This window comes from Bacillus sp. iso_77, from assembly GCF_056173625.1.
The window spans coordinates 1,738,593-1,764,903 of record NZ_CM149683.1 but is presented as its reverse complement, the minus strand read 5'-3'; the positions used below and the strand labels follow the sequence as shown (position 1 = coordinate 1,764,903).

At 39.7% G+C, this 26,311-nt stretch carries 33 protein-coding genes and 1 pseudogene; 15 read left to right on the top strand and 19 right to left on the bottom strand.

All coding sequences use genetic code 11. The features are described from left to right. The first annotated feature begins 43 nt into the window (after positions 1–43). The 5 genes and pseudogenes from AC0VYC_RS08945 to AC0VYC_RS08925 all read left to right on the top strand — a co-directional run. Positions 44–688, top strand: coding sequence for an NAD(P)-dependent oxidoreductase (locus tag AC0VYC_RS08945; RefSeq protein WP_113747409.1), 645 nt, complete (start codon positions 44–46; stop codon positions 686–688). A gap of 127 nt (positions 689–815) precedes the next feature. Then, positions 816–1,436 (top strand): FMN-dependent NADH-azoreductase, encoded by a 621-nt coding sequence (locus AC0VYC_RS08940; protein ID WP_186316901.1) that lies wholly within the window; start codon positions 816–818, stop codon positions 1,434–1,436. A gap of 125 nt (positions 1,437–1,561) precedes the next feature. Then, entirely contained in the window at positions 1,562–2,275 is a 714-nt protein-coding gene (locus tag AC0VYC_RS08935; RefSeq protein WP_144665508.1) for a DsbA family oxidoreductase, read from the top strand. Between the two features lie 201 nt (positions 2,276–2,476). After that, entirely contained in the window at positions 2,477–2,929 is a 453-nt protein-coding gene (locus AC0VYC_RS08930; RefSeq protein ID WP_058337569.1) for a glyoxalase/bleomycin resistance/extradiol dioxygenase family protein, read from the top strand. A 309-nt stretch (positions 2,930–3,238) separates the two neighbouring features. Then, positions 3,239–3,322, top strand: a pseudogene (locus tag AC0VYC_RS08925) (arsenate reductase); the annotation flags it as partial. A gap of 309 nt (positions 3,323–3,631) precedes the next feature. Here AC0VYC_RS08925 and AC0VYC_RS08920 read toward each other — a convergent pair. Beyond that, entirely contained in the window at positions 3,632–4,186 is a 555-nt protein-coding gene (locus AC0VYC_RS08920) for a sugar O-acetyltransferase (RefSeq protein WP_024719077.1), read from the bottom strand. Positions 4,187–4,188: 2 nt separating this feature from the next. Then, positions 4,189–5,352 (bottom strand): isocitrate/isopropylmalate dehydrogenase family protein, encoded by a 1,164-nt coding sequence (locus AC0VYC_RS08915; RefSeq protein WP_268372917.1) that lies wholly within the window; start codon positions 5,350–5,352, stop codon positions 4,189–4,191. Between the two features lie 77 nt (positions 5,353–5,429). Between AC0VYC_RS08915 and AC0VYC_RS08910 the strand changes: the two genes are divergently transcribed. The 3 genes from AC0VYC_RS08910 (at position 5,430) to AC0VYC_RS08900 (ending at position 7,300) form a co-directional block, all read left to right on the top strand. Beyond that, positions 5,430–6,602, top strand: coding sequence for an MFS transporter (locus tag AC0VYC_RS08910; RefSeq protein WP_047946220.1), 1,173 nt, complete (start codon positions 5,430–5,432; stop codon positions 6,600–6,602). A 195-nt stretch (positions 6,603–6,797) separates the two neighbouring features. Next, positions 6,798–7,145, top strand: a complete 348-nt coding sequence (locus AC0VYC_RS08905) for a hypothetical protein (protein WP_008343786.1) — start codon at positions 6,798–6,800, stop codon at positions 7,143–7,145. Positions 7,146–7,174: 29 nt separating this feature from the next. Further along, entirely contained in the window at positions 7,175–7,300 is a 126-nt protein-coding gene (locus AC0VYC_RS08900; protein WP_008343787.1) for a hypothetical protein, read from the top strand. 54 nt (positions 7,301–7,354) lie between these two features. Here AC0VYC_RS08900 and parC read toward each other — a convergent pair whose 3' ends face one another. The 3 genes from parC to AC0VYC_RS08885 all read right to left on the bottom strand — a co-directional run bounded on the left by parC (position 7,355) and on the right by AC0VYC_RS08885 (position 12,595). Next, the gene (gene parC, locus AC0VYC_RS08895) at positions 7,355–9,796 is read right to left on the bottom strand and encodes a DNA topoisomerase IV subunit A (RefSeq protein ID WP_256689285.1); all 2,442 of its coding nucleotides are present in this window, start codon (positions 9,794–9,796) and stop codon (positions 7,355–7,357) included. Positions 9,797–9,798: 2 nt separating this feature from the next. Further along, positions 9,799–11,766, bottom strand: coding sequence for a DNA topoisomerase IV subunit B (gene parE / locus AC0VYC_RS08890; RefSeq protein ID WP_327862031.1), 1,968 nt, complete (start codon positions 11,764–11,766; stop codon positions 9,799–9,801). Between the two features lie 415 nt (positions 11,767–12,181). After that, positions 12,182–12,595: a CoA-binding protein gene (locus tag AC0VYC_RS08885; protein WP_041092719.1), complete on the bottom strand. Its 414-nt coding sequence runs from the start codon at positions 12,593–12,595 to the stop codon at positions 12,182–12,184. A gap of 154 nt (positions 12,596–12,749) precedes the next feature. Between AC0VYC_RS08885 and plsY the strand changes: the two genes are divergently transcribed. Then, positions 12,750–13,331: a glycerol-3-phosphate 1-O-acyltransferase PlsY gene (gene plsY / locus AC0VYC_RS08880; protein WP_008343794.1), complete on the top strand. Its 582-nt coding sequence runs from the start codon at positions 12,750–12,752 to the stop codon at positions 13,329–13,331. Positions 13,332–13,426: 95 nt separating this feature from the next. Next, positions 13,427–13,714 (top strand): HesB/YadR/YfhF family protein, encoded by a 288-nt coding sequence (locus AC0VYC_RS08875; protein ID WP_008343795.1) that lies wholly within the window; start codon positions 13,427–13,429, stop codon positions 13,712–13,714. Positions 13,715–13,755: 41 nt separating this feature from the next. Here the strand turns inward: AC0VYC_RS08875 and AC0VYC_RS08870 are convergent, their stop codons facing one another. The 7 genes from AC0VYC_RS08870 to acnA all read right to left on the bottom strand — a co-directional run bounded on the left by AC0VYC_RS08870 (position 13,756) and on the right by acnA (position 18,548). Next, positions 13,756–14,064 (bottom strand): hypothetical protein, encoded by a 309-nt coding sequence (locus AC0VYC_RS08870; RefSeq protein ID WP_024719080.1) that lies wholly within the window; start codon positions 14,062–14,064, stop codon positions 13,756–13,758. A 3-nt stretch (positions 14,065–14,067) separates the two neighbouring features. Continuing rightward, complete coding sequence (locus AC0VYC_RS08865) at positions 14,068–14,490, bottom strand: acyl-CoA thioesterase (RefSeq protein ID WP_178930214.1); 423 nt, start codon at positions 14,488–14,490, stop codon at positions 14,068–14,070. Positions 14,491–14,593: 103 nt separating this feature from the next. After that, positions 14,594–14,836 carry a small acid-soluble spore protein Tlp gene (tlp, locus tag AC0VYC_RS08860; RefSeq protein WP_017359579.1) on the bottom strand — a complete coding sequence of 81 codons (243 nt, stop codon included), beginning with the start codon at positions 14,834–14,836 and terminating at the stop codon, positions 14,594–14,596. A gap of 15 nt (positions 14,837–14,851) precedes the next feature. After that, complete coding sequence (locus AC0VYC_RS08855) at positions 14,852–14,995, bottom strand: acid-soluble spore protein N (RefSeq protein ID WP_008357830.1); 144 nt, start codon at positions 14,993–14,995, stop codon at positions 14,852–14,854. A 51-nt stretch (positions 14,996–15,046) separates the two neighbouring features. Next, on the bottom strand, positions 15,047–15,172 hold the full coding sequence (locus AC0VYC_RS08850) for an FbpB family small basic protein (RefSeq protein WP_003211002.1): 126 nt from the start codon (positions 15,170–15,172) through the stop codon (positions 15,047–15,049). 76 nt (positions 15,173–15,248) lie between these two features. After that, complete coding sequence (locus AC0VYC_RS08845) at positions 15,249–15,752, bottom strand: TlpA family protein disulfide reductase (RefSeq protein WP_008343807.1); 504 nt, start codon at positions 15,750–15,752, stop codon at positions 15,249–15,251. Between the two features lie 66 nt (positions 15,753–15,818). Beyond that, positions 15,819–18,548: an aconitate hydratase AcnA gene (gene acnA / locus AC0VYC_RS08840; RefSeq protein ID WP_024719082.1), complete on the bottom strand. Its 2,730-nt coding sequence runs from the start codon at positions 18,546–18,548 to the stop codon at positions 15,819–15,821. A gap of 220 nt (positions 18,549–18,768) precedes the next feature. On the opposite strand from acnA, the gene sspO reads away from it, so the two are divergent. The 4 genes from sspO (at position 18,769) to AC0VYC_RS08820 (ending at position 20,258) form a co-directional block, all read left to right on the top strand. Continuing rightward, the gene (gene sspO, locus AC0VYC_RS08835; protein ID WP_017359581.1) at positions 18,769–18,915 is read left to right on the top strand and encodes a small acid-soluble spore protein O; all 147 of its coding nucleotides are present in this window, start codon (positions 18,769–18,771) and stop codon (positions 18,913–18,915) included. Between the two features lie 17 nt (positions 18,916–18,932). Next, positions 18,933–19,079 carry a small acid-soluble spore protein P gene (locus tag AC0VYC_RS08830; RefSeq protein WP_058337579.1) on the top strand — a complete coding sequence of 49 codons (147 nt, stop codon included), beginning with the start codon at positions 18,933–18,935 and terminating at the stop codon, positions 19,077–19,079. 102 nt (positions 19,080–19,181) lie between these two features. Beyond that, positions 19,182–19,571, top strand: coding sequence for an Hsp20/alpha crystallin family protein (locus tag AC0VYC_RS08825; protein WP_475389935.1), 390 nt, complete (start codon positions 19,182–19,184; stop codon positions 19,569–19,571). Between the two features lie 258 nt (positions 19,572–19,829). After that, a complete protein-coding gene (locus AC0VYC_RS08820) occupies positions 19,830–20,258 on the top strand; it encodes a DUF2621 domain-containing protein (RefSeq protein WP_007499335.1) in 429 nt (142 codons plus the stop codon). Positions 20,259–20,279: 21 nt separating this feature from the next. Here AC0VYC_RS08820 and AC0VYC_RS08815 read toward each other — a convergent pair whose 3' ends face one another. Both AC0VYC_RS08815 and AC0VYC_RS08810 read right to left on the bottom strand, forming a co-directional pair. After that, positions 20,280–20,762, bottom strand: a complete 483-nt coding sequence (locus AC0VYC_RS08815; RefSeq protein WP_041507215.1) for a CcdC family protein — start codon at positions 20,760–20,762, stop codon at positions 20,280–20,282. A gap of 94 nt (positions 20,763–20,856) precedes the next feature. Further along, positions 20,857–21,564, bottom strand: coding sequence for a cytochrome c biogenesis CcdA family protein (locus AC0VYC_RS08810; protein WP_008343813.1), 708 nt, complete (start codon positions 21,562–21,564; stop codon positions 20,857–20,859). A 208-nt stretch (positions 21,565–21,772) separates the two neighbouring features. Between AC0VYC_RS08810 and AC0VYC_RS08805 the strand changes: the two genes are divergently transcribed. Further along, positions 21,773–21,946, top strand: a complete 174-nt coding sequence (locus tag AC0VYC_RS08805) for an aspartyl-phosphate phosphatase Spo0E family protein (protein WP_369810454.1) — start codon at positions 21,773–21,775, stop codon at positions 21,944–21,946. 268 nt (positions 21,947–22,214) lie between these two features. On the opposite strand, the gene AC0VYC_RS08800 is transcribed toward AC0VYC_RS08805, so the two are convergent. The 5 genes from AC0VYC_RS08800 to AC0VYC_RS08780 form a co-directional block, all read right to left on the bottom strand. Then, on the bottom strand, positions 22,215–22,433 hold the full coding sequence (locus tag AC0VYC_RS08800) for a YneF family protein (RefSeq protein WP_003212379.1): 219 nt from the start codon (positions 22,431–22,433) through the stop codon (positions 22,215–22,217). Positions 22,434–22,517: 84 nt separating this feature from the next. Next, entirely contained in the window at positions 22,518–22,964 is a 447-nt protein-coding gene (gene sirA, locus AC0VYC_RS08795) for a sporulation inhibitor of replication protein SirA (protein WP_007499339.1), read from the bottom strand. Positions 22,965–23,162: 198 nt separating this feature from the next. Further along, positions 23,163–25,166: a transketolase gene (gene tkt / locus AC0VYC_RS08790; RefSeq protein WP_144678735.1), complete on the bottom strand. Its 2,004-nt coding sequence runs from the start codon at positions 25,164–25,166 to the stop codon at positions 23,163–23,165. Between the two features lie 188 nt (positions 25,167–25,354). After that, entirely contained in the window at positions 25,355–25,585 is a 231-nt protein-coding gene (locus AC0VYC_RS08785) for a DUF896 domain-containing protein (RefSeq protein ID WP_008343816.1), read from the bottom strand. A 69-nt stretch (positions 25,586–25,654) separates the two neighbouring features. Beyond that, on the bottom strand, positions 25,655–26,302 hold the full coding sequence (locus tag AC0VYC_RS08780) for a YneB family resolvase-like protein (RefSeq protein WP_017359583.1): 648 nt from the start codon (positions 26,300–26,302) through the stop codon (positions 25,655–25,657). Between the last annotated feature and the right edge of the window lie 9 nt (positions 26,303–26,311).

The following is a 26,311-nucleotide window of genomic DNA, read 5'->3' as shown; positions in this document are numbered from 1 at the left end:
AATCATTGTGATCATTCTGAATAACAAAAGGAGATAGACGACCATGAATATCACTATTTTTGGGGCAACTGGTGCAATCGGTCAACTTTTAACACAGTTTGCATTAGAAAACGGAGATTTCGTTACGGTATATGTTAGAAACCCTGAGAAAATCAAGCAAAAGCATTCGAATTTACGCATTGTAACGGGTGAACTAACGAACACTTCAGCTATTGAAACGGCAGTTTCAGAAGCTGATGTCGTGATAAGCACCTTAGGTCCCGGCATTGATTTATCTCGAAAACAAAAAGGTACACCGATCGCCGACGGACATAACCGGATTGTCAAAGCGATGAAGAAGTTCACCAAAAAAAGGTTGATTACACTCGCGACGCCAGCCTTGCAATCTGAAGACGATAAGAAAAGCTTATCGACGATATTGCCAAGAATATTGCCTAAACTTCTCATGCCAAATGGTTATGCCGAAATGAAGAAGATAGGAGAACTGATTAAACAATCGAACCTGGATTGGACAGTCGTTCGAATCATTAATCCTAATATCAAATACAACGGGCAATCTTACGGTTATTCATTCGGCGATCAGCCAGCTAAAATGTCCGTATCTAGGGAAAATGTCGCTAAACTCATGTATGACGCTGCTAGGCAACCCCAATTAATCGGAAAAATGCCCATTGTTTATAATCATTAAATCAGCTTTTTGTATGAGGTTGTTGATTCAGCAGAAATTATAGGAATCATTTAGAGTCATACCAAAATATTGCGTGTGAATTCTTTTTATAAGTATTCAAAATCAAAATCATAAAGGGGAAATGATCATGTCAAAAGTATTATTTGTTAAAGGAACACCTCAAAGTGAGGAACAATCAAGAAGTACGCAAGTTGCTAGAGCATTTATCAATGAATATAAGGAAGTAAACCCAGCAGATGAAATAATAGAAGTAGATGTCTATTATGCAAATGTGCCATTAATCGATGCTGATTTTTTAACTGGACAAAAGAAGTTAAGAAGTGGGGAAGTGCTAACAGATGTTGAAGCACAAAAAATAGAAGCAGTGAATGCATTCACAAAACAATTTATGGAAGCAGATAAATACATCATTCAGTCTTCAATGTGGAATTTAGGAATTCAACCTTTATTAAAAGCCTATTTTGATACAATCATGAGTGCTGGAAAAACGTTTAAATATACTTCAGAAGGTCCAGAAGGATTGATGAAAGGGAAAAAAGCAATCCATATTCATGGTATGGGAGGATTTTATTCGCAGGCAATTGGAATGGAACATTCCGATTCTTACGTAAGAGGTGCGCTAAAGTTTGTTGGAATTGAAGTGGAACCAACGATTTTTGTTGAAGGTATTGACTATGATCCAACTAAAGAAGAAGAAATTGTTACTTCAACAATTGAAAAAGCAAAAGCGGTAGCACGAACGTTTTAAAAAAAGCATTGGTGGGATTAGTTAAAAAGATTTTAATTAACATCATCCCACCTCGCACGTTCAAAAGCGTAATAAAGAAGAATAGACAAAATACATTCATCAAAATCATAAAGGGGGAACATATGATGAAAGTAGAAATTTGGTCTGATTTTGTTTGCCCGTTTTGTTATATTGGCAAACGTCAATTTGAAATAGGGTTAGAACAGTTTGAACATAAAGAAGAGGTAGAAGTCGTATTTCGACATTTTCAATTAGATCCATATGCGAAAAAAAATACAGGAATGGATATCCATCAAGTATTATCCTCTAAGCATGGTGTCCCATATGAAAAAGCAAAAGTACTGAACAATCAATTGAAACAGAAAGCAAAAGAGGTTGGGTTAGATTATCAATTTGATACAATGATTCCTACAAATTCATATGATGCACTTCGTCTTTCTTATTATGCAAAAGAGAAAGGGAAGATTCGGGAGTTTATGGAGCGTATTTTGAAAGCTCATTTCACAGATTCACTAGATATCGGTGATCACGCAACACTTGCTCAACTTACAAGTGAAATAGGTCTTGATGGCAACGAAGCTTTGGATGTTTTATCAAATGATCAATATAGCGAGAATATCGCAGCTGATAGAGCCGAGGGATCTAAAATTGGGATTCAGGGCGTGCCCTTTTACGTTGTGAATGATAAATATGTCATCTCAGGAGCACAACCTAGCGAAGTGTTTTTAGAAACATTACAACAGGTATGGAAAGAAGAGTACGCGAATCGTAAGGTTGAAGAGCATAAATTAGAGTCGTCGCTCGATGATTATTGTTCAGATGGAACATGTAAATTTTAATGGATATTCAAAAAAGATTCAGAAATCTCAAAAGAATATTATAGTATTTCAAGGCACAGGTATTGTTGTTCTAAATCTTGCAGTAGTGCCAACACCACTTGACTTGTATTGAACCTAATTGGTGCTCGTGTGATATAGCTGCTTTAAATACCACTTTATTATGAATCATTTACTTCCAAAAAATCAAAGGGGTTTAGCGATATGAAAAATACAATTTTCCAAGGCACAATCGAGCATTCAGGATTTGTAGTACCCGATATCGAAGTAGCAGTTGAATTCTTCACTCATATTTTGGGTTTTGAAGTCTTGTTCCGGCCAGGACGGATGCAGTTTGAGGACGATAGTTTAAAAAGATACTTTGGGGTTCACGAACATTCAGTTGTAGAAGGGGCGGCATTTTTGCAATATGGCGGTAGAAAGATCGAACTGGTTCAATGGTCGACGCCAGATCAACAGAATGTTCACCTAAAACCCAGTGATATCGGTGTAGCCCATCTAGCTATTACAGTCACCGATATAGAAGAGGCTTTGAAATACTTTGCAGAACAGCCTGATGTTAAAGTTAGAGAGCTGAGTCCTCTTGGATTTTTCTATATCACAACTTCATGGGGAATGGAGATTCAAATAATGGAATTACCCCAAAAACCTTTATGACCTATCTAATTTGTACCAAGACAAGAACAAGGGTCCTTTAATTAGTTGAAACAATAACTGTATCTTTATTAATGGACCCTCTTTCTCCTTCTGATCAAAGGACACCAAGAAGGGTCCTTTCCATCTAGTCTAGTTGACCTCTTGCAGGCAATTGATCATTGTTTTCTCCTCTTAATACCTCACTAATATCCTGCTTTCTTAAAATCCATATCATTTCTGTGCTTTTTGATGTCTCTTTTAGCTTTGGCAGCTCGAGCAAAGTGTTAACAGCAGAATGCCCAATGCCAACTACTGCAACTGTTTAATGCTGAAGAAGAGAAGTGGGCATTTTTCCAAAGGGTAAGAGGTGAAATTGGAGATCGATTGAAACAGTTTGCTGAGACTGGAAAATAGTGCTGCGTTTGAGTTGATTGAATATAAAATCTAATAATAAAGAGGATCAAGTCAAAGATTCTCTTTTTTTCATTAATTAATAGATAAGACATAACCATTGTAATGACTTGGCGAAGAGCTACTAAACACGAGTTGGAAGAGAGATGTTATTTATAATATCAAAACTTAAACTTGATCTCTTTTAGTTTACATAATATATATTCTAGGAAGTTAAATAATAATTGAATTTTCTCCGTCTCATTATTAAGTATACTTATCTTATTGAGATAAAACAAAAAATGAAAATCCAACGGTTGATTCGTCAGATTTTCATTCCTCTAAATGTTTTAAAATTTTTGCAGGATTCCCGCCAACAATCACATTTGACGGAACATCTTTTGTCACAACGGCTCCTGATGCAATGACAGCATGATCTCCGATTGTCACACCTGGGTTGATAATGGCGCCGCCGCCAATCCATACATGATGTCCAATTGTGACTGGTTTGCCGAATTCAATACCTGTTTGACGTTCTTCTGGATTTAACGGATGTCCAGCTGTGTATATATGTACATTCGGACCTAACAAACAATGATGTCCAATTGTAATCTTGCAAACATCTAATAACACAGCATCAAAATTTGCAAAAAAATGCTCGCCAACCTCGATATTGTATCCATAATCACATTGTATTCTGCCTTCAAATACCACATCTTCTCCGCAAGCGCCTAAAAGCTCCTTTAAAATGGCCTTTCTCTGTGATGGCTCATTTGTTTGCTGATAGGCAAATGTCAATTGTCGTGCTTTTGCTCGATCTGCCATCAATGTGTGATCATTTGGGTGATAGTATTCTCCCTTGATCATCTTTTCTTTTTCTGTTTTCATGTTCATCTCCCTTTTATTGAAAATTCATTCATCGTTTGAATGAATGCCTCGGTGAATTGTGTTGTCGTCTCATTTCCTCCTAAATCCTTCGTTTTCAAGTTCTTTTTTAAGGTCTCATCAAGAGTATGTTCGATCAGACTGGCTGTCTGTTTTAATCTTTCATCTTGATATTTCACATGTAGCCAGTTACAAAGCATTACTGTAGAAAGAATCATGCCCATTGGATTGGCTATATTTTGACCAGCTATATCAGGTGCTGAACCATGTGCCGCCTGTGCCATCGCTTGATTTTCGTTGCAATTTAATGAGGGTGCCATTCCTAAACTGCCGACTAGTTCCCCTGCAAGATCAGATAAAATGTCGCCAAACATATTTTCTGTCACAATCACATCAAAATCACCTGCACGTCTCACTAAATGAGCAGCCATCGCATCAATATGAATATCCTCAACCTCCACTTGTGGATATGCTTTCGCTACCTCTTGACATGTTCGTAAAAACAAGCCAGATCCTAATTTGATCACGTTCGCTTTATGAACAATGGTGACTTTCCCCCTCCTCTCCACTGCACGTTGAAAAGCTGCGTGGGCAATACGGGTAATTGCTTTTTTTGTAAACACACCTGTAGATATGGCGACATCTGGTGTAATCATCCACTCTCCTGTCCCCTGATACATATTCCGGTCTGGATAAAAGCCTTCTGTATTTTCTCGAAAAATGACAAGGTCGACGCCATTGGCAACGCTTTTCACACCTGGCAGCGATTGCGATGGACGAATATTTGCAAATAAATCAAATGTATGACGCAGTTCTCCACTTGGATTTCTTCTTTCTTTCAATTGATCAGGATATGAAGCTGAATCATGAGGTCCTAATATCCAGCCATGGCATTTTTTCAAGGCGGCTATAGTAGAAGCTGGCACTGGATCTTGATGAGAATGAATGGCTTCAGCACCGATAGGACACTCTACAAATTCCACAAATAGTTCATTGAACTGTGACAACGCTGTCTTTAAAATACGCATACTAGAATCAACAATTTCCGGTCCAATCCCGTCTCCCTTTAAAATACCTATTCGATATGACATATGTATCGCCCCTTTTGTCTTTATTCTATCAAAGAATGATGAAGTTGGAATATTTTCTTCATGATGATCCTCCCTCATGTTATTTACGAATCAAGAAGTCTCCTTTATAATCGAGTAGATTTGTTCTGTATGACTACATAGATATGAGGGATTAGATGAAATTAAAGTGGTATAAAGCGATTATTGTTATTTTTACGATGTCTGGGATCTCCATCTCCACTTGGTTTTCAAGAACACCAGAAGTGAGAGATTTATTGCAAGCAGATACAGGCACAATGGGACTCATTTTACTCGGCTTATCTGTAGGTTCCATTGTCGGGCTGATTCTTTCCAATGTATTCGTTCGCAAAAAAGGCGGCCGAGTGGCGATTGTGGTCAGCGCTTTTTTGATGTTTATTGGATTCTCAACCCTTGCAATCGGCGCGGCCCTCTCTTCTACGCTGGTTGTCACTGCTGGTCTTTTTCTTTTTGGTTCAGGCTCAGGCATGTGCAATGTTGCCATGAACTTAGAAGGAACGGAGATTGAGTATCAGATCAAGAGAACGATCCTGCCGATTTTGCATGCTTCTTTCAGTATTGGAACGTTAATTGGTGCAGGTGCCGGAATACTCTTTATTTATTTAGGTGTGTCTGTCCTCATTCACCTTCTCACCATTGCACTCCTTTTCTTTCTCAGCATCCTGATTTGTACACGGTTTATTCCGCACGGGACAGGAAAAGATCCGGATAAGACGCAGACAGAATCAGTTGAGGCTTCTCAAACATCATGGCTGAACAAACGGACGATCTCATTAGCGATGATTGCCTTATGTCTCGCATTTGTAGAGGGTTCTGCAAATGATTGGATTCCACTAGCAATGGTTGATGGCTATCAGGTTTCTCATTCAATGAGTACGGTCATCTATGCATTATTTTTGTGCGGGATGATTAGTGGCAGACTACTGAGCGGACGTTTCATTGATCGCTTTGGCAGGGTGTTATTGCTAAGAGTCGCGATCTTATCTGCTGCCGCCGGACTATTCTTGGTGATTTTAAAGATTTCACTCGTCGTGTGTATGATATCTATCTTTTTATGGGGACTTGGCGCGTCCTTAGGCTTCCCGCTGACCATTTCAGCAGCTGGTGATGATAGCCGCTATGCTGTCAAACGTGTCAGTATCGTCACTTTATCTGGGTATACAGCCTCTCTATCAGGGCCCCCTGTTTTAGGACTGCTCGCCAATCAAGTCGGTCTGCTTCATGCGTTTATTTTTGTTCTGTTTGCCATTTGTATTGCAGGAATCTTTACAAAAGCTGTTGCAAAACCGACATCAATACATTCTTTTTGAAAAGTGCCAGATCTTTGATCTCGGTACTTTTTTTAAATTTAATAAATAAAATTGAAACCTTTCACGAAGTGAAACAGTCCTATAGATGTCTTGATGTTTATCGCTTTTTTAAAGAGGGAAAGTAAAAAAATAAGACTTTTCAAATAACTGAAAACGTGGTAAGATCATGAAAATAAACAGGAAGGGGTGAGAAAAATGAAAAAAAATATGCTGTTAAAATTAGCAGTCTTATTCATAGCACTTGCAAGTTTTCATTTGTTCTCAATGCCTCATTCCGTTCAGGTATACCATCATGCAAAGGTGGTTGCTGATCAAGAATCACATGAAATGAAAATCGTTCAGACAGCAGGCGATGAAAAGAAACAAAAACATGTGAACGCAGTATTTGCGGCATTTACAGCACTGCTAGTCATTGGCAGTATGGCAGCTGGATTTGCACGCATCACTTATACTGATCGATTTGACCGGAAAAAGAAGCATTTACTTGCAGTGTTCTACCAGTCTTCGAATTTCCGAGTAGCTCGTGTTAACCCAACCATTTAAATCAAACAAAAATTGGGAGGTTTTACACGATGTTATTTTTCTTAAGAGTATTCATTCTAGGTCTATTCTCTGTCACTTCACTTTCTCTTTTCGTTTACCAAGGAATTGAAGTAGTGCATGCCATCACAAGCATGTTTGGCAATCACGAGAGTTAAATTGACCTCATCATAAAAAAACCCCCTGCCTTACGCAGGGGGTTTTCGTTTTGCTTATTTATTGTCATCTTGGTCAGATGCAGCAGGTGATAAAAGAACTTGAGTTACTTCTCCCTGCTCTTCCTCATCTAAAATAAACGATCCATTGCTATAACGATCATTTGCCCTTAGTGTGGAAATATCGAGCGGGATCGTGGCACCCTTTTCCGTATCAATCTCAAGTGTATCGTGCAGTGAAGCAGCAATCACAGCAACAATTCTGTGAGGGTTTTTCTTTAATTCTCTTAGCATGATCACTCCACGTTTTGCTCTTGATGTCTTATCAAATTCAGAGAGGTTCATCCGCTTCACAGCACCTCTTTGTGTCGTGAGAACAAGCACATTGTTCTTCGGATCAATGATTTGTCCCGAGACCACCTCGTCTCCGTCCTTCAAATTGATGCCTTTCACACCAGCCGCTCTCGGACCGACCACACTCACTTCTTCTTCATCAAACCATAATCCATAGCCATTTTTCGTTGCAATAAACAATTCTTGCTGACCTGTTGTAACATGAACATCTACAAGTTCATCATCACCTTTTAAATTCAAGGCGACAAGCGGTTTTGAATAGCGCTGCGCTTTATATTGGAGAAGCTCTGTTTTCTTCACCATACCGCCTTTTGTGAAGAACAAGAGATATGATGAATCATCGAATTCTTTAATTGGGATCGCTTTTTGAATGGTTTCATCGCGGTCAATCGAAATAATATTCGTAATGTGCTGCCCCATGTCTTTCCAGCGTATATCTGGCAACTGATGAACTGGACAGTAAATGTAACTCCCTTTATTCGTAAATAGCAGAAGAACATCTGTTGTATTCATTTCAAACTGGTGAATCAGTCGGTCTGTATCCTTCATACCGAAGTCCTTACCGTTTGATGCAGCATATGAACGCTGGCTTGTCCGTTTGATGTATCCATCTTTTGTGACTGTGACGTACACGTCCTCTGATGCGATCATCACTTCAAGGTTAATCTTAATTTCTTCAATTTTTTCCTCAATGACGGATCGTCTTTCATCAGCATACGTCTTTTTCAACTTCTTCAAGTTGTTCGTAATGACTTTAAACAGCTTCTTCTCATTCGCTAAAATGTCTTCAAGCTCTGCAATTCGCACGTCAAGCTCTCTTGCTTCGTCTCTTAGTTGAGTGATATCTGTATTTGTTAAACGATATAACTGGAGAGAAACAATCGCTTCTGATTGAGCTTCTGTAAAATCATATTTCTCCATCAAATTGTTTTTCGCATCACGCTTATCATTAGACGAACGAATCGTCGCAATGACTTCATCTAAAATGGAAAGAGCTTTAATTAATCCATCTACAATATGATGACGTTCTTTTGCTTTTCGAAGCTCGTATGCTGAGCGGTTCGTCACCACTTCTTTTTGATGAGCAATGTAAGCGTCTAGTACAGTTGTAAGCGTCATTAAAGTCGGTCTTCTGTTATGTATCGCGACCATATTAAAGTTATATGGGATTTGTAGATCAGAATTTTTATATAAGAAATTCAAGACACCATTCGCATCCGCTTCTTTTTTCAGCTCTACAACAATCCGAAGGCCGGTACGATCCGTCTCATCCCGAACTTCAGAAATTCCTTCTACTTTTCTTTCAATGCGGAACTCGTCCATCTTTTTGACAAGATTGGCTTTATTCACTTCATAAGGAATTTCTGTGATCACGATTTGCTGGCGTCCACCGCGGATGGTTTCAATCTCCGCTTTTCCGCGAATCATAATCTTTCCTTTTCCTGTTTCATATGCCTTCTTAATACCATCCACACCTTGAATGATCCCGCCTGTTGGGAAATCAGGCCCTTTGATGACTGTCATTAAATCTTCAACCGTACAATGCGGCTGTTCAATTCGCTTAATCACGCCATCAATCACTTCTCCTAGGTGGTGCGGCGGAATATCAGTCGCATAACCGGCTGAAATCCCTGTTGACCCGTTCACAAGAAGGTTGGGAAACATCGCTGGTAAGACAACAGGCTCTTTGCTTGTATCATCAAAGTTCGAGACAAATTCGACCGTCTCCTTGTCGAGGTCTTTTAAAAGCTCTGATGCAATTGCAGAAAGCCTTGCTTCCGTATAACGCATGGCAGCAGGAGGATCTCCGTCGATACTCCCGTTATTTCCATGCATCTCAATCAGCACATTTCGCACTTTCCAATCCTGGCTCATTCTCACCATTGCTTCATAAACAGAAGAATCACCATGCGGATGGTAGTTACCAATTACGTTACCGACTGTTTTGGCAGCTTTACGGAAGTTTTTATCTTGTGTATTTCCTTCTGCATACATCGCATATAGAATTCTTCGTTGTACAGGCTTTAATCCATCACGTGCATCTGGAAGTGCACGATCTTGGATAATATATTTACTATAGCGACCAAAACGGTCTCCAATTACTTCTTCTAACGGTAAATCATGAAATCGTTCTTGTTGTGCCATGTTTAAACCTCCTCAGCTAGCGACAAGTTTTCATTTTCAAGAATGTTGCTTTCCTCATCAAGTCCAAAGGCGACATTCTTTTCAATCCATTTACGGCGTGGTTCTACTTTGTCACCCATCAGTGTCGTGACGCGGCGCTCCACCCGTGCAGCATCATCGATCTTCACCCTGACAAGCGTTCTCGACTCTGGATTCATTGTCGTTTCCCATAGCTGGTCGGCATTCATTTCACCTAAACCTTTATAGCGTTGAATCGTATATCCTTTTCCAACTTTCTTTAACACGTCATCCATTTCTTCATCAGACCAAGCATATTCAATGACTTCTTTCTTCCCTGAGCCTTTGCTAACTTTATATAAAGGCGGAAGGGCAATGAATACTTTGCCATGCTCAATCAGCGGCTTCATATAGCGGTAGAAGAATGTAAGCAATAGAACCTGAATATGCGCGCCATCTGTATCAGCATCTGTCATGATGACAATTTTGTCATAATTGATGTCTTCTACATTAAAATCGACACCAACCCCGCCGCCAATGGCATGGATAATGGTGTTGATTTCTTCGTTTTTGAAAATATCCGCAAGCTTTGCTTTCTCTGTATTAATGACCTTTCCTCGAAGCGGCAGCACCGCTTGGAATTTTCGATCACGTCCTTGCTTGGCTGATCCACCAGCAGAGTCGCCCTCTACTAGATACAGTTCATTTCTTGCCGGGTTTCTAGATTGAGCAGGTGTTAATTTTCCGCTGAGTGTTGCTTCAGATTTTTTCCGTTTCTTGCCGCTCCTTGCTTCTTCTCTTGCTTTTCTAGCCGCTTCTCTTGCCTGCTGCGCTTTAATCGCTTTTTTCACAAGCAGTGTCGCCGTTTCGCGGTTTTCTTCAAGGAAATAAGCCAATTTTTCAGAAATCACGGCATCAACAGCTGACCTTGCCTCACTCGTTCCAAGCTTTCCTTTTGTTTGTCCTTCAAATTGAAGAAGTTCTTCAGGAATTCTGACAGAAATAACAGCTGACAGACCTTCACGAATATCCGTACCTTCTAAATTTTTGTCTTTTTCTTTTAAAAGGGTCACTTTGCGTGCATATTCATTAAAGGCTCTCGTCATGGCCGTTTTTGCACCAGACTCATGCGTACCGCCATCTTTGGTTCTTACGTTATTGACGAACGACAAAATATTTTCTGAATATCCGTCGTTAAATTGAAAGGCAAAATCGACTTCAATGGACTGATGTTCGCCTTCAAACGAAACGACTTCACTAAGTACATCCTTTTCCTCGTTTAAATAAGCAACGAACGCTTCAATACCTGTCTCATAATAAAAGGTTTCCTGTACATCATGGCGATCATCAATCAGCTCTATTTTTAGCCCTTTTAATAAAAAGGCTGATTCTCTTAAACGCTCTGATAATGTATCAAAATTATAGGTGGTGACACTGAACATCGTTGGATCTGGCTTAAAATGAATCAGTGTACCGGTCTTTTTCGTTTTCCCGATTTTTTCAAGTGATGTGACTGGCTTTCCGCCATGTTCAAAGCGCTGGTGATAAATAAATCCATCGCGTTCTATCGTCACGGTGAGCCACTCTGAAAGTGCGTTCACAACGGACGCCCCAACTCCGTGAAGTCCACCACTTGTTTTATAACCGCCTTGACCAAATTTTCCGCCTGCGTGCAGGACCGTTAAAATGATTTCTGGTGTCGGTTTTCCAAGCTTATGCATACCAGTAGGCATTCCACGCCCTTTATCTTGGACGGAAATGCTGTTATCTTTATGTATTTTGACAATGATATGATCTCCATGGCCGGCGAGCACTTCATCGACAGAGTTGTCTACAATCTCATAGACAAGGTGATGAAGACCGCGTGAATCCGTCGATCCAATATACATCCCTGGGCGTTTACGGACGGCTTCAAGCCCCTCTAGCACCTGAATAGAATCATCGTTATAATCTACTTGCTGCTTTTTAACCAAATGCTTAATCCCCTTTCACTAACAAACATAACCGGCTAATCATCAATGATCTCTCTAGATTTTAATGATGATCATGCTGCTCATTACTGTCCACTTTAATAAGCTGCATCATCACCATGCATGTGTGATTCAGTGATACATGCTCTTTTGCACGGTTATGAGAATGTTCTACATTCTGCAATCAGAACTAGAAGTCCATTATAAACAAGACTGTTTCATAAGCCAAATGCAATCATATGATGGTTTTAGCAAAACAGAACAAATGTTCTATATTTATCTTATCGCTCTTTTTCTCGATATGCAAGGTCACCGATAGGTCCCTGTCGCCTTATTTTATCGCTTTCTTCTAGAATCGCAAATATATTTCTGCAACAAAAAAGCAAAAATCCTTGAAAAACCAAGGATTTTTGACGATTTAATGAGTTTTTGTCATCGCATGAGCCACTTTGATACATAAGTCCATGATGGCGACCTTGCCATTTTCCTCAATCAGCCTTTTTGCCTCTTCATGATATACGCCTTGCTGCGCCCAAAAAACAGGTGCGTCTATTTCAAGAAATTCTTTCGCCACCTCAGGCAAAAACTCAGAACGTCTAAAGACATTGACGATATCAACAGGCTCTTTTATGTCTTTTAAAGAGGCGACCGCTTTTACCCCAAGTGCTTCATCAATCGTTGGATTGACAGGAATGATGTCATAACCGGCATCTTGCATGGCTTTTGAAACCATATAGGACGTTCGGTGCGGCTGATCTGACAAACCTACAACTGCAATTCGCTTACTGCTTTTTAATATATGCCCAATTTCTTGTTTTGAAGGATGATTCATCCAGACACTCCTTTTCTTCTATTTTAGCGAATTTCTTGTTAAAAACAAAGCTGAATTCATCGGCCATCGTTTTTTTCAAAAAAAGATCGCCATGTTTTTCATAAGATCATGTTAAAATGTAAGACAAGAGGGAGAATATAAAGGAGTTATGCAGATGTTAATTGCTTTGATGTTTATTTTGGCTTATCTTCTCGGCAGTATTCCATCAGGTCTCATTGTCGGGAAAGCTGCAAAGGGAATCGATATCCGTGAACATGGCAGCGGGAACCTAGGTGCGACGAATGCATTCCGTACACTAGGTGTGAAAGCAGGGTCCATCGTTATCACAGCTGATATTTTAAAGGGGACTCTTGCTTCGGCTTTACCGTTTTTCATGCAACTGGACATTCATCCCTTATTAGCAGGAGTTGCTGCTGTTATCGGTCACAGCTTTCCTGTCTTTGCAAAATTTAAAGGGGGAAAAGCGGTCGCTACATCAGGCGGCGTGCTGTTATTTTATGCCCCGTTCTTATTTATCACGATGATCGCTGCTTTTTTCTTATTTTTATACATTAGTAAATATGTTTCATTATCATCTATGCTGACTGGGATCTACACATTCATTTACAGCATATTCACCCAAGATCTATTTTTAATTATTGTTGTTGCTGTTCTTGCTGGCTTTGTGATCTTCAGACACATCGCCAACCTCAAACGAATTCTCAACAAAACTGAACCGAAAATCAAATGGCTTTAGCCGTTTCATCAATTTAAATATGTGGTAAAAGTAAAGAAAAGCTGTTTTTGCATCCTGCATTTAAAACAGCATGACTTCAAAAAGGGGCGATCACATTGAAATTAACGATAAAAGATGATGCACTCAATTGGTACAAGAATGAACTGGATTTAGAAAAAGGTGATCATGTTCGCTTTTTTGTCAGATATGGCGGGTGCAGTAATGTACAAAAAGGCTTTTCTCTCGGCGTCGCAAAAGATGAACCTCAAAATGCCGGCGCAACCGCTGAAGTAGAAGGCATTACTTTCTTCGTGGAAGAAAGTGATATTTGGTATTTTGACAACCATGATCTGCATATTGATTATAACGAGTCCGTGAAAGAACCAGAATTTCATTATGAATAAACAAAAAAGATACCTCATCCCTCGGGTATCTTTTTTGTTTATCACTCAATATAAAGTCCATACTCCTGAATGTTTCCTAATGACCGCTCTTTTTGCAAAATCCGTTTTTGCGAATCACCGATGAGATCAAAATGAGGAAAACCTTCACGAACATGAATCCACTCTTTCTTTAATCCATGCTTTTGTCCCCAAGCGATTAATTGCTCCATATCCTGACAGGCTGCCTTTGTGACAGTATTCGCATGCGGAAAACGGTCATCAAGCCAATAGTGTGTCAAAAAGGCCACATTCCCTTGCCGAACAGCTGATTTCCAAGCATTTAGATCCTTTCTTTTAATACCAAATGCCATGAATCAAACCTGCTTCTTGGACTGTTCGTATACGCTGTGCCATGCAGGGAAAGCTTTTCTAAATTGAATCGGTCTAAAGGTTTCTTTGTCCACACAAATATGTGAGGTGGTCCCTGTAATAGCCGTTTGTCCATCAGGTTTTTGTATTTCATAGCCATACACTGTTTTCACGCCGTTATATTCTTCAATCCATGTGTGAACTGTAGCCGTTTCACCGTACAGTAGTGGTTTCTTATATTGAACCTGAAGATCGACAACAGGTGCAAGGACACCGTCTGCCTCTAACTGGGCATAGGAAAAGCCTAATTCTTTAATTAACGCTGTTCTACCGACTTCCATCCAAATTAAATAGTTGGCATGATACACAATGCCCATTTGATCTGTTTCTGCATAACGGACTTCTATTTCTTTTCTAGATACATACACGTTTTCATCGCTCTCCTATCAAAACCTAACGTCTCTGACATTTTACCACATTCCAAATGGTTCTTCTAAAAAGAGGCAATAAAATAAACCAGGAATCCCTGGTTTATTCAGTGTAACCGCTCTTTCTTGCTGCTTCCTCGTCCTTTATTTCAGAACGCATTGCGTCAATACTTGTTCTACGGTTTTCATTTTTTTGCTTGATCATCTGCTTTTCTTCCTCTGTTGAAAGACCCATTGCTGCTTCAGATTCATCAATATTTTCAAGTGTGTTTTCGATCATATCCTGCAGCTTCTCAACATTGTCAGAACGATCATCTGGATTGGATTGATATGACTTGTCATTCATCATGCTTCCCTCCTATTATTCGCCCTTCGTCTGTATCACATCAGGCTGTTCATTCGATTTATTATGCATCTTTTTGCCTTTATTTCGTTTGTATGCTACAGGTTTTGTCCCTAAATGGTCTGGTGTAAACTGCGCTTGTTTATCATGCTCTCTACCCATCATTCATCCCTCCCTCTTCTTTAGGATGAACGAAAAAGGACAAATCATAACTTATTTCTGTCTAAATCGCTCTTCCAACTTTTCTTCAAGCTGGTTTAAAAATTCCTCATTGCTTAATAATTCTTTTTTATTTTCAAGCACAAGTTCTTCAAATGTACGGCGCTTTCTTCTTCTCATGTCTATCACCACCTCCACTCTGTTCATACCATTTTCGCCAAAACATTTAGAAAATAAGCAAAAAAGAGCTGAATCATTATAGATCCAGCTCTTTTTCAATTTCTTTTTTTGTGAGCATTTGATGCTTTACAGACAGGATACGCCCTTTTTCATCTAGTATGTATGTCGTCGGATAGGAAAGTACCTGATATCTTGCTTGAATACCTTTTTGATCTAATAAAACAGGAAAACTGACTTTAAGTTCATCAATAAATGAGGCGACGTGATCCACACTCTTTTCAGTGTTCGTCAAATTCACCGCTAGTACCTCAACTTGGTCATTTTCACTTCTAATTGCGTCTAGATCTGGCATTTCTGTTCGGCAAGGCTTACACCATGTCGCCCAAAAATTGAGGAGTACTTTTTTCCCTCGATAATCAGATAACGATGCCGTTTTGCCATCAAGGGTTTTGAGCTCAAAATCAGGGGCTTTGTCCCCTGTTTCAAGACCGATGGCAGGTTCTTTTGGTCCGAATACATTCCATGCAAGTAAACCAATCAACACAAGTAAAACAGCGCTTGCCATTCCTTTTTTCCACATGATTGATCCTCCACTATGTTAAAAAAGAAGAGAAAGCTGTCTAATCGCCTTCTCTTCTTTGCTTTATTAGTTGCTTGCCAATTTTTCACGCAAGACCATTTGAAGGATACCACCATGACGGTAGTAGTCAATTTCGACTTCACTGTCAAAGCGAACAATTACTTCAAATGTTTTCTCGTTGCCATCTGTATCAATTGCTTTTACAGTGACAAGATCACGCGGACGAACTGTTTCATCAACATCTACTTCGAATGTTTCTGTTCCTGTTAGTCCATAAGTTTCTGCACTTTCACCGTCTTTAAACTGTAAAGGAAGTACACCCATGAAGACAAGGTTACTTCTGTGGATACGCTCAAAGCTTTCCGCTAGAACGAATTTAATTCCAAGAAGATTTGTTCCTTTTGCAGCCCAGTCACGAGAAGAGCCCATTCCGTAATCTTTACCTGCTAAGATCGCAAGACCAGTTCCATCTTCTTTATAACGCATGCATGCATCATAAATGGATGTCACTTCACCAGTTGGCCAGTACGTTGTATACCCGCCTTCTGTTCCTGGTGCGATTTGGTTCTTAATACGGATGTTTGCAAAAGTACCTCTCATCATAACATGGTGGTTACCACGGCGAGATCCGTATGAGTTAAAGTCTCTAGGCGATACGCCTCTTTCTTGCAAGTATTTACCCGCAGGTGTGTCTTTACCAATCGCTCCAGCAGGAGAAATATGGTCTGTTGTGACAGAGTCACCGAACTTGGCAACGACGCGCAATCCTTTAAGCGGTTCAACTTTACCAGGTTCAACTGATAAGTTTTCGAAGAATGGCGGGTTTGCAATGTATGTGGAATCTTCATCCCATTTATACAATGCATCGTCCGTCGTTTTAATTTCATTCCAGCGGTCATTGCTGTCAAATACAGTTTCATACTCTGAACGGAAGAGTTCAGGTGTAACTGTGCTTTTCACAACACTGTTGATTTCGTCCATTGATGGCCAAATGTCATTGAAATAAACGTTCTCACCATTTTTATCGACACCGATCGGATCTTTTGTTAAATCAATATTCACCGTACCAGCAAGTGCATACGCCACAACTAATGGTGGAGATGCAAGGTAGTTTCCTTTCACAAGCGGATGGATACGTCCTTCAAAGTTACGGTTACCTGATAAAACAGAAGTGATCAGCAGATCATTTTCAGAGACAGCATCCTCAATTTCTTGTGCAAGCGGTCCTGAGTTTCCGATACAAGTTGTACAGCCATACCCAACGATGTTAAATCCGAGGTCTCTTAAGTATGGAAGAAGTCCTGAGTTCACGAGGTATCCTGTTACAACCTTAGAACCTGGCGCTAGTGACGTTTTCACGTAGTTTGGCACCTTCATGCCAAGCTCACTTGCTTTCTTCGCAACAAGACCTGCTCCGATTAAGACGTATGGGTTCGATGTATTCGTACAGCTCGTAATCGCTGCAATGGCAATCGCACCTGTCTTCATCACAGCTTTTTCACCATTTGCTAGATCAAATTCGATTTGTTTGTCTAGCTCTGATTTTTCTAAGCCAAACCCTTGGTTACCAGCTGGGCTTTCGATGTGTTTATGGAACGTCTCTTTCATTTGAGAAAGTGGAATCAAATCTTGTGGACGCTTTGGACCAGATAAGTTTGACTCAATTTGAGAAAGATCAATTTCCACAACATCAGTAAAGATTGGCTCTTCTGCATCTGGCGTATAGAATAAGCCATTTGCGCGAGAATATTCTTCAACGATATTAATTTGCTCTTCATCACGTCCAGTAAGGCGAAGGTAAGCAAGAGCTTCCTCATCTACTGGGAAGAATCCGCAAGTAGCACCGTATTCAGGCGCCATGTTTGCAATTGTTGCACGATCTGCTAACGGCAATTGTGCAACACCAGGTCCGAAGAACTCGACGAACTTGTTAACTACGCCTTTTTCACGAAGAACTTGTGTCACTTTTAAGGCAAGGTCAGTTGCAGTTGTTCCGTTTGGAAGCTCTCCAACTAATTTAGCACCAATAACTTCTGGTACTGGGAAGTATGAAGGCTGACCAAGCATACCAGCTTCTGCTTCGATACCGCCAACGCCCCATCCAAGTACACCGATACCGTTAATCATTGTTGTATGTGAGTCAGTACCAACTAATGTATCTGGGTAAGTGATGATCTCGCCATCTTCTTCGATTGCATGAACAACACTTGCAAGATACTCTAAGTTCACTTGGTGAACGATCCCTGTTGCAGGCGGAACAGCTTGATAATTGTTAAACGCTTTCTTTGCCCAGCTAAGGAAGTTATAACGCTCTGCGTTACGTTCGAATTCTAAATCCATGTTAATGTTTAATGCATCTTCAGTTCCAGCTTTATCGACTTGTACAGAGTGGTCAATGACCAGGTCAACTGGAATTTCAGGGTTGATTTTATCTGGGTCTCCGCCCACATCTGCCATTGCTTTTCTTAAAGAAGCAAGGTCAACGACAGCTGGCACACCCGTGAAGTCTTGTAAAATAACACGAGAAGGTTTAAATGGAACATCAATTTCTTTAACCTCGGCAGTTCCCCATTTTGCCAAGTTTTCAACGTGTTCCTTCTTGATCACTCTACCGTCTACTTGGCGAAGCACTGATTCTAAAAGTACCTTAATGGAATAAGGCAGCTTAGAAACATTTCCGATTCCTTGTTTCTCTAGTGCTTCTAACGAATAATAGTGATACGTTTTCCCATTTGTCGAAAACGTTTTTCTAGATTGAAAAGCGTCTTGTTTAGCGACTTGCTGCTGTTTCGACATGTCCAAAATCCCCCTTTTGATGATCAAGATCAATTTCAATTCTCAGAAAAATCGTCGTATTTCACCACAATTTTCTCACAATTTCATCTTAAAACAAATTCATACATAAGTAAATAACAATGCTTTTATTAAATTCAATAAGTTTAGCTTATCACAAGGAAATGATTACTCTTCATAAACTGAGCAGCACGGGTTCATACTAATGCTGAGGTGATAGAACATGACAAAAAGAAAAGCAAATCATGTCATTGACGGCATGAACGCAGCCAAAAGCCAAGGAAATGGTGCAGGCTATATAGAAAATGATCAGCTCGTTTTAACAGAAGAACAAAAGCAAAACAATAAAAAGCGTAAAAAAAACCAATAAGAAAGGAGTGAGAAATGATGACGGACAAAAACACTGGGAAAGACATACGTCAAAACTCTCCTAAAGAGCATCAAGGCGGGCAACCTGAGCCACTATCAGGCAGTAAAAAAGTGAAAAATCGCAACCATACAAGACAAAAGCACAATTCACATCATGATATGTAAACATTTTCTCTAAAGCCCGTGACCAAACGGGATGTTTTAGGTCTTTCACACATTTCAGCTTTTATCATATGATTTATTATGAGATGTGATGGAGGAGTGTTTATGGAGAATGAAAAGCAAGTGAATTCCTCTGATTTTCTTGAAATAGATGATTGGCTGAATGTATTAATGGACGATCCTTTTGCATGGTATGACGAACAGCTCCCAATAGATCTTTATGAAACGAGCCGTGATTATATTATTGAGATCGACCTCTCCACCCTATTGATCACTGATTTAAAACTGACCTTTTCCGGATGTGAGCTCATCCTCGCTTATTTGATTGATGAAAGAGAACAGCCAATTGAAAAAAGTGTCATGCTCCCTTTTTATTTGAATGACAAAGACATTGATACAGATTACGAAAACAGAATCATATCAATCAAAATCAAAAAGGATGCCCATCGTCAAGACGGCGCATTTTCCTTTCAAATGCCGCACTTCAAACATTAAGAGCCCGCCTGTATACAGGCGGGCTCTCTTCCGTTCGTTTCAAGTCAATACCTTGTGCGAACCACCATGGCCAAATAGTAGAGTCGCTATACAATAATGTATTCCTTTTCTACTAAATGGTTTGGGTCATTCTAGTAAATGGGCGCCTCTTGATCAAAAAAGGCGTTTTAGAGAAAAAACACATACATTTTTGTTATTTTCTTCTACCTTCCCTTCATGTAAAATAGAATAGAGAGAAGGGATATAGGGAGTGAGAACATGTTAAGCGGCTGGTTTTTGTGGTTCATTTTATTTTGGGGTACAGTGATGATTGGATTACTAGCAATCGGTGGCTTTTTTATGTTTCGCAAGTTTTTAAAACGATTGCCGAAAGAAGACGGGAAATCAGAGCTTGATTGGCAGGATGAATATATTCAAAAGAGCCTGCACCTATGGCGCGATGAAGACAAACAGCTATTAAATGAGCTAGTATTACCGGTTCCAGAGCTGTTTAGAGATGTCGCCAAAGAAAAAATCGCCGGTAAAATTGGCGAGCTGGCACTTAAAGAACAAGCGGCCAGCATTAATTTAGACTTAATTATTCGCGGCTATATTATCGCTACACCGAAGCGGGATCATAAATTTCTACTAAAGCGCCTTCAAGAAAAAAAGATCGACCATTCACCATATGAATCTTTATTAAAATAACCTCCTTTTTAAAAAGGAGGTTTAATTTATTTGGGCCTGCTGCACATCTAATTGTTTAGATATCTTTCTAAACGACAAATACATCGCAATTCGCCAAGGGACAATCATGCCAAAGGCTAGAATCCAAAACATCCCGCTGAGCGCACCATAATCAATGGAAGAGCTTAAAATCGTCTTCATTCCGATACGAAGGACAAGAAGCCCAATGAGAATAAACACAAATGCTTTTGAACGCTTCAAATAGATTTCATTACCTCTAATTTCAAATTTCGATGTTTTAATTAAAAAGATAGAGAAAAACATCCCTACAGTAATCGCCTCTAAAAATTCAGCTCCAGTTACTTGAAACATTGGCACAAAAAACATCAGTGCACCAGTGCTCATAAAGATAGGAGGTAATATAATTTTTTTCGCGGTTGCAGGTTTTGCAGATGATTTAATGCGAATAAACATGACGGCTACCGCCATACATACCGCCACTATAGAAGAAATTATGATCATCATATCAAATCATTCCTTTATTCTTTAAGGTCAGCCTATGTATAATATACTCCAATTGATGAAAAAAAACCATTCGCCGCGACTGTAGAAAACGATTTCAAAAACCAGTAAATCCTCCAAATAATGATGAGAACATAATAATGATCCATGTCAGAAGATCAAAGAACAGCAAGATCCCTACTACGATCATAATAATCCCGCCAGTTTTCATGATGAGCTGTTGACGCTTTCTGATCCAAGCCATTTTTGTGATGAAAAAGGAAAGAACAAAAAATGGGATAGCAAAACCTAATACATACGCAATCATGTAGGTCACAGCGGACTCTGGCTTGTTGCTGGCAAGTGTGATGACAGCTGATAAAATCGGGCCGGTACATGGTGTCCAACCAGCAGCAAAACCCATTCCGATGAGAATCGATCCAAAAAAACCGGCTGGACGATTTTTAAACTGCAACCTCTTTTCTCCCATTAAAAAAGAAGGCTGAAATACACCAAGAATCATAAAGCCAAAGAAAATAATGAGAATGGCACCAATTTGACGAATCGCATCTTGATATTCAATGAAAAACTTCCCAACAAACGATGTCCCAAATCCAATAGCAATAAAAATGAGAGAGAACCCAATTAAAAAGAATAATGTATGAAGAAGACTTCTCCTTCTCAGCATCACCTTCTCAGATTTCACTTCATCTATACTAACGCCCGTAATATAGGATAAAAAGGCTGGATAAAGTGGCAGACAGCACGGTGAGATAAAAGAAAGAAACCCTGCTCCAAACGCTAAAAAGTAATTCAAATCTGACAAAAGAACACCCCCTTCTTACAATATACAATAAGAGATGACAAATTCATTTCATTTTTTTTACATCATCTCAATAAAGATGGTCTAATCTCTTAAAACCTTATATAATTTAATTTGACATCAAGATACCAAACCCTTTAAATTTGAAAATAAACCTTAAAATGGATATAATAGAACCGATTCTTTTTATCAAGATTTGCATGAAAGGAACATGACTTTGGTAAAAACATCATTATTAACTCAAATTGAAGAAAAAAGAGAAGAGTTGATGAAAGTTGTCTTGCATAATGGGATGACGTCAACAGTGACCATCGAACATAGCCAGCAGCTAGATCATCTCCTCTTACAATATCAACGACACTTACACTCAAACTCAGCCAACTAATGATATCTCAAGATAGAAACAAATGCCGCACGATTTTAGAAAAGTTGATATGTGTGACAATAAAAGAAACGAAAACCTCTGCTCACAGGGGTTTTTTGTTTTGTCTTTAACAAACGGTTCACGGCAAAATAAAAACCACTTTCCCTGCTTTATTCATGCAAGTACAGTGGTTTTATGCGTCTGATGAAGGTGACTTCAATAAAGAAAGGACATCGCTTGTCCAATCTTTAGGGACCATGTTCCATCTATGATCATAATAACGTACGTATTATTTCGCTTGGTTGTTCATGGCTTTCATCATTTGATTGATTTTCTTTTGGGACGGTTTCATGCCCATTTGCATCATCATCATTCGAAGCATTTGTTCATTAATTGGTGGATTCTTTTTCAAGTAGCTCATCATATACTTACGAGCAATAAAGAATCCGAGTGCAACTCCTGCAAGCAGTGCAACAACGCCTACAAGGATGACAACCCATAAATCCATAATTCTTCCTCCTTCATGTTGTCTCGTATAAAGTGTACTAAACAAAAGGCTATTATACAACATTTCACGTTCAATTTTATTTTTTTAAACAAAATTCCTCACTTTTACCGGATTGAGCCAACCGTGCTTCTTTGATCCAAAGTCCATAGCCAGGAAACAAGGACTAATTTTTCTGAGTACTTCAAAAAACACCGCTTCTGCCTCATAACTGCCTGTGGCAGACATTTGAATGTAACGGTCTTTTATAATGAATGCGGCTGTGCCTTTTCCATCTGGTAGCGATGCACTGTATATTGAGCCTATTTGTGTATAGTGAATATTGGTTAAATTGTTCATTAAACGCTGGTGCATATGAAAAGCAGGGATTCGTTTCGTTACATAATCCACTTGCTTAACAAGCATGACTAATTCGTCATCACTGCGGTTCGTCCAGTGTAACGATTCAAACAAATGAAACAAAATAGATTCTCTACCAAAATAATGATGAGCAAACTCATCCTCAATCCAATAAATATAATAATGGCGTTCCATGTCTATCCCTTCCTTTCACATTTCGTCAATCTCGCTTATTGCTTGTATTATACAAAAATGTGAAAGAAAGAATTGTCTATATATGAAGCAAGAAGAAACTAGTTTTGTCAAAAAAACAAGAAAAAAGAAAAAAGTTTGCAGAGCATAGTGAAAAGCTCTGCAAACCGACTGCAAAAAAGCATGATGCTTGGAGACTGATTATTTATTCAGCTTTGCTTTTACGCGGCTCACCACGTTGCTGACAGTGAAACCGTATTTTTCAATAATGGTTTCGCCTGGTGCAGAAGCGCCAAATTTATCAATCGCAATCACATCGCCATCAAGGCCAGTGTAACGTTCCCAGCCAAGTGAAGCACCCATTTCGATTGCAACACGTGCTCTCACTGCTTTAGGAAGAACGGACTCTTTGTATTCGTCTGACTGCTCATCAAAGCGATCCCATGCAGGTAAGCTCACGACAGAAACGCGAATGCCTTCTTTTTCAAGTGCTTTTTGCGCTTCAATGGCTAAACCTACTTCAGATCCTGAAGCAAGTAGAAGAGCTTCTGGCTGTGCATCAGCTGCTTCAACGACGACATATCCACCTTTTTCTACGCCTTCATACGCCTTCTCTGGTGATTGATCAATCGTTGGAAGGTTTTGACGAGTAAGAACAAGCGCTGTCGGTTTATTCGTTGAAGATACAGCAATTTTCCATGCTGCAGCTGTTTCGTTTCCATCAGCTGGACGAATAACAGAAAGGTTAGGCATCGCACGTAATGAAGCGAGCTGTTCAACTGGCTCATGCGTTGGTCCATCTTCCCCAACCGCAATGCTGTCATGCGTAAATACATAAGTGACAGGAAGTCCCATTAATGCAGCAAGACGAATGGCAGGTCTTAAGTAGTCAGAGAAAACAAAGAATGTTCCGCCGAATACACGAAGTCCGCCGTGAAGTGCCATACCGTTTAATGCTGCACCCATTGCGAATTCTCTCACACCAAACCAAATGTTTCTGCCAGCGTAATTCTCTCTGCCAAAGTCAGTTGTATCTTTGATTGTTGTTTTATTTGATCCAGCAAGGTCAGCAGACCCGCCAATAAAGAATGGTACTTGTTTAGCAATGCCATTTAATACTTCTCCAGAAGAGGCACGAGAGGCAAGGCTTGAACCTGCTTCATAAACAGGAACCTCTTGATCCCAATTCTCAGGAAGTTTTCCTTCAATCGCAAGCTTCAGCTGAGCTGCTAGTTCTGGATATTCTTTTTCATATTGCTCAAACAGTTCATTCCACGCTGCTTCTTTTTTCTGTCCAGCGTCTTTAACAGCTGTTTTGAAATGATCGTACACTTCAGAAGGTACATGGAAATCTTCTTCAAACGTCCAAGAATAAGCTTCCTTCGTTAGCTTCGCTTCCTCACTGCCAAGCGGTGCACCGTGCACCCCAGACGTTCCCGCACGGTTTGGAGATCCGAAACCGATCGTCGTCTTCACTTCAATAAGTGTAGGTTTGTCTGTACTTTGTTTGGCTTTTTCAATGGCAGCCGTCACTTCGTCAATGTTATTGCCATCTTTTACATAAAGAACTTCCCAATTCATCGCTTCAAAACGATTCTTCACATTTTCAGAGAAAGAACGATCGAGGTCGCCATCTAAAGAAATGTCGTTTGAATCATAAAGAACAATTAAACGGCCTAAGCCTAAATGACCAGCAAGTGAAGCAGCTTCAGAGGAAATGCCCTCCATTAAGTCTCCATCTCCGCAAATGCTGTATGTATAGTGATCCACAACATTAAAGTGATCTTTGTTATACGTTTCTGCAAGATGTCTTTCTGCAAGTGCCATTCCTACAGCCATCGCAATCCCTTGTCCTAAAGGACCTGTTGTCGCATCTACGCCCTCTGTATGTCCAAACTCAGGATGTCCAGGTGTTTTGCTTCCCCATTGGCGGAATTGTTTTAAATCTTCGATGCTCAGATTGTATCCGCTTAAATGAAGCATGCTATATAAAAGCATAGAGCCATGTCCCGCAGATAACACAAAACGGTCTCTGTTAAACCAATTTGGATTTTGCGGACTTACGTTTAAGTGATTCGTCCATAAAGCGTATGCCATTGGTGCAGCGCCCATCGGCATTCCAGGGTGACCGGAATTCGCTTTTTCAATTGCGTCTATGGAGAGAGTACGTATTGTTGCAATAGATTTCAATTCAATCGTTTCCATATAAATCCCCTTCCGTATCTTGTGTACACCATTATCATAAATCTACTGTCCTTTTTTCACAACTATTTCACGCCGAAAAAGAAGGATTTTGTCACATTTAGTTTATCGATCACCTAAAAACTTATGCAAATATGAAAAAAGATGAGAATATTCCTCCCATCTTTTCAAAAATAAAGAAATGATGACCTTTAATGAAGATTCTGGTCTCTTTCTCTTTTTAATTTTTCTGGTGTGACATCGTTTCCTTCTGGATCGACGATTTTCACGGTTTTAAGTGTATTTTTCATAGAAGAACGAAAAGCCTTTAAATATTCCTCTCTTAATTGCTTCTGTTCTGTTTTCTCAGCGTCCGACAAACCGGCCTCTTTCGACTTTTTTGAAAGCTCATTGATTCTTGCAAGCTGTTCTTTAGAAATCATGACAAACTCCTTTAAAACATTTTCTCTACATACTACTAAATATCAGTCATTTTTACAACAAATCACGCTTTAAGTCGCAAGCCCTTTTTCATATTCTTGGTACCTTCTATGGACGGTTGCTTTTGAAATGTCAAAACCAAGTGCCTGCAATGTCACTGCAATTTCAGCGAATGTCATGTTGTTTTTTCTTAATCGAACAATTTCAGAAATCGGTACTTCAATACGTTCGCGGCCAGGCGCCTGTTCTTGGTGTTTTAAATTTAGTTCGGGTTGATACCCTCGCTCAACAGCTTTTTTCATCCCACGCTTAATTTTCAAATTATGAATTTTCCGCTGATACTCTTCTACAACGCCTACAATCTCAATGACCATCTCGTCTGCTTCTGAAAGCTCAAGCTCTCCTCTATGAAATACGCTGTACACCTTGACTTTTTCTTTAAACAGACAATGAAGAAGAGCGATTTTCGCCTGCCCTCTTCCAAGGCGTGTCTCATCTTGAATGAGAACAGCATCGATTTCTTCCTCTTTCAGCGCAGCCAGCATGTCAAAAACACCGTCACGATCAAGATCGTATCCACTCGCTTTTTCTTTAATCACTTTGACTACATTCATCTTGTGCGCTGCAGCTAAAGCAAGCAGTTCTTCTTCTTGTCTTTTAAGCGAGGTTTCTTGCTCTTCTTTGGCAGTACTTACTCTCGCATAAATGATTGCATTCATGTCTTCAAT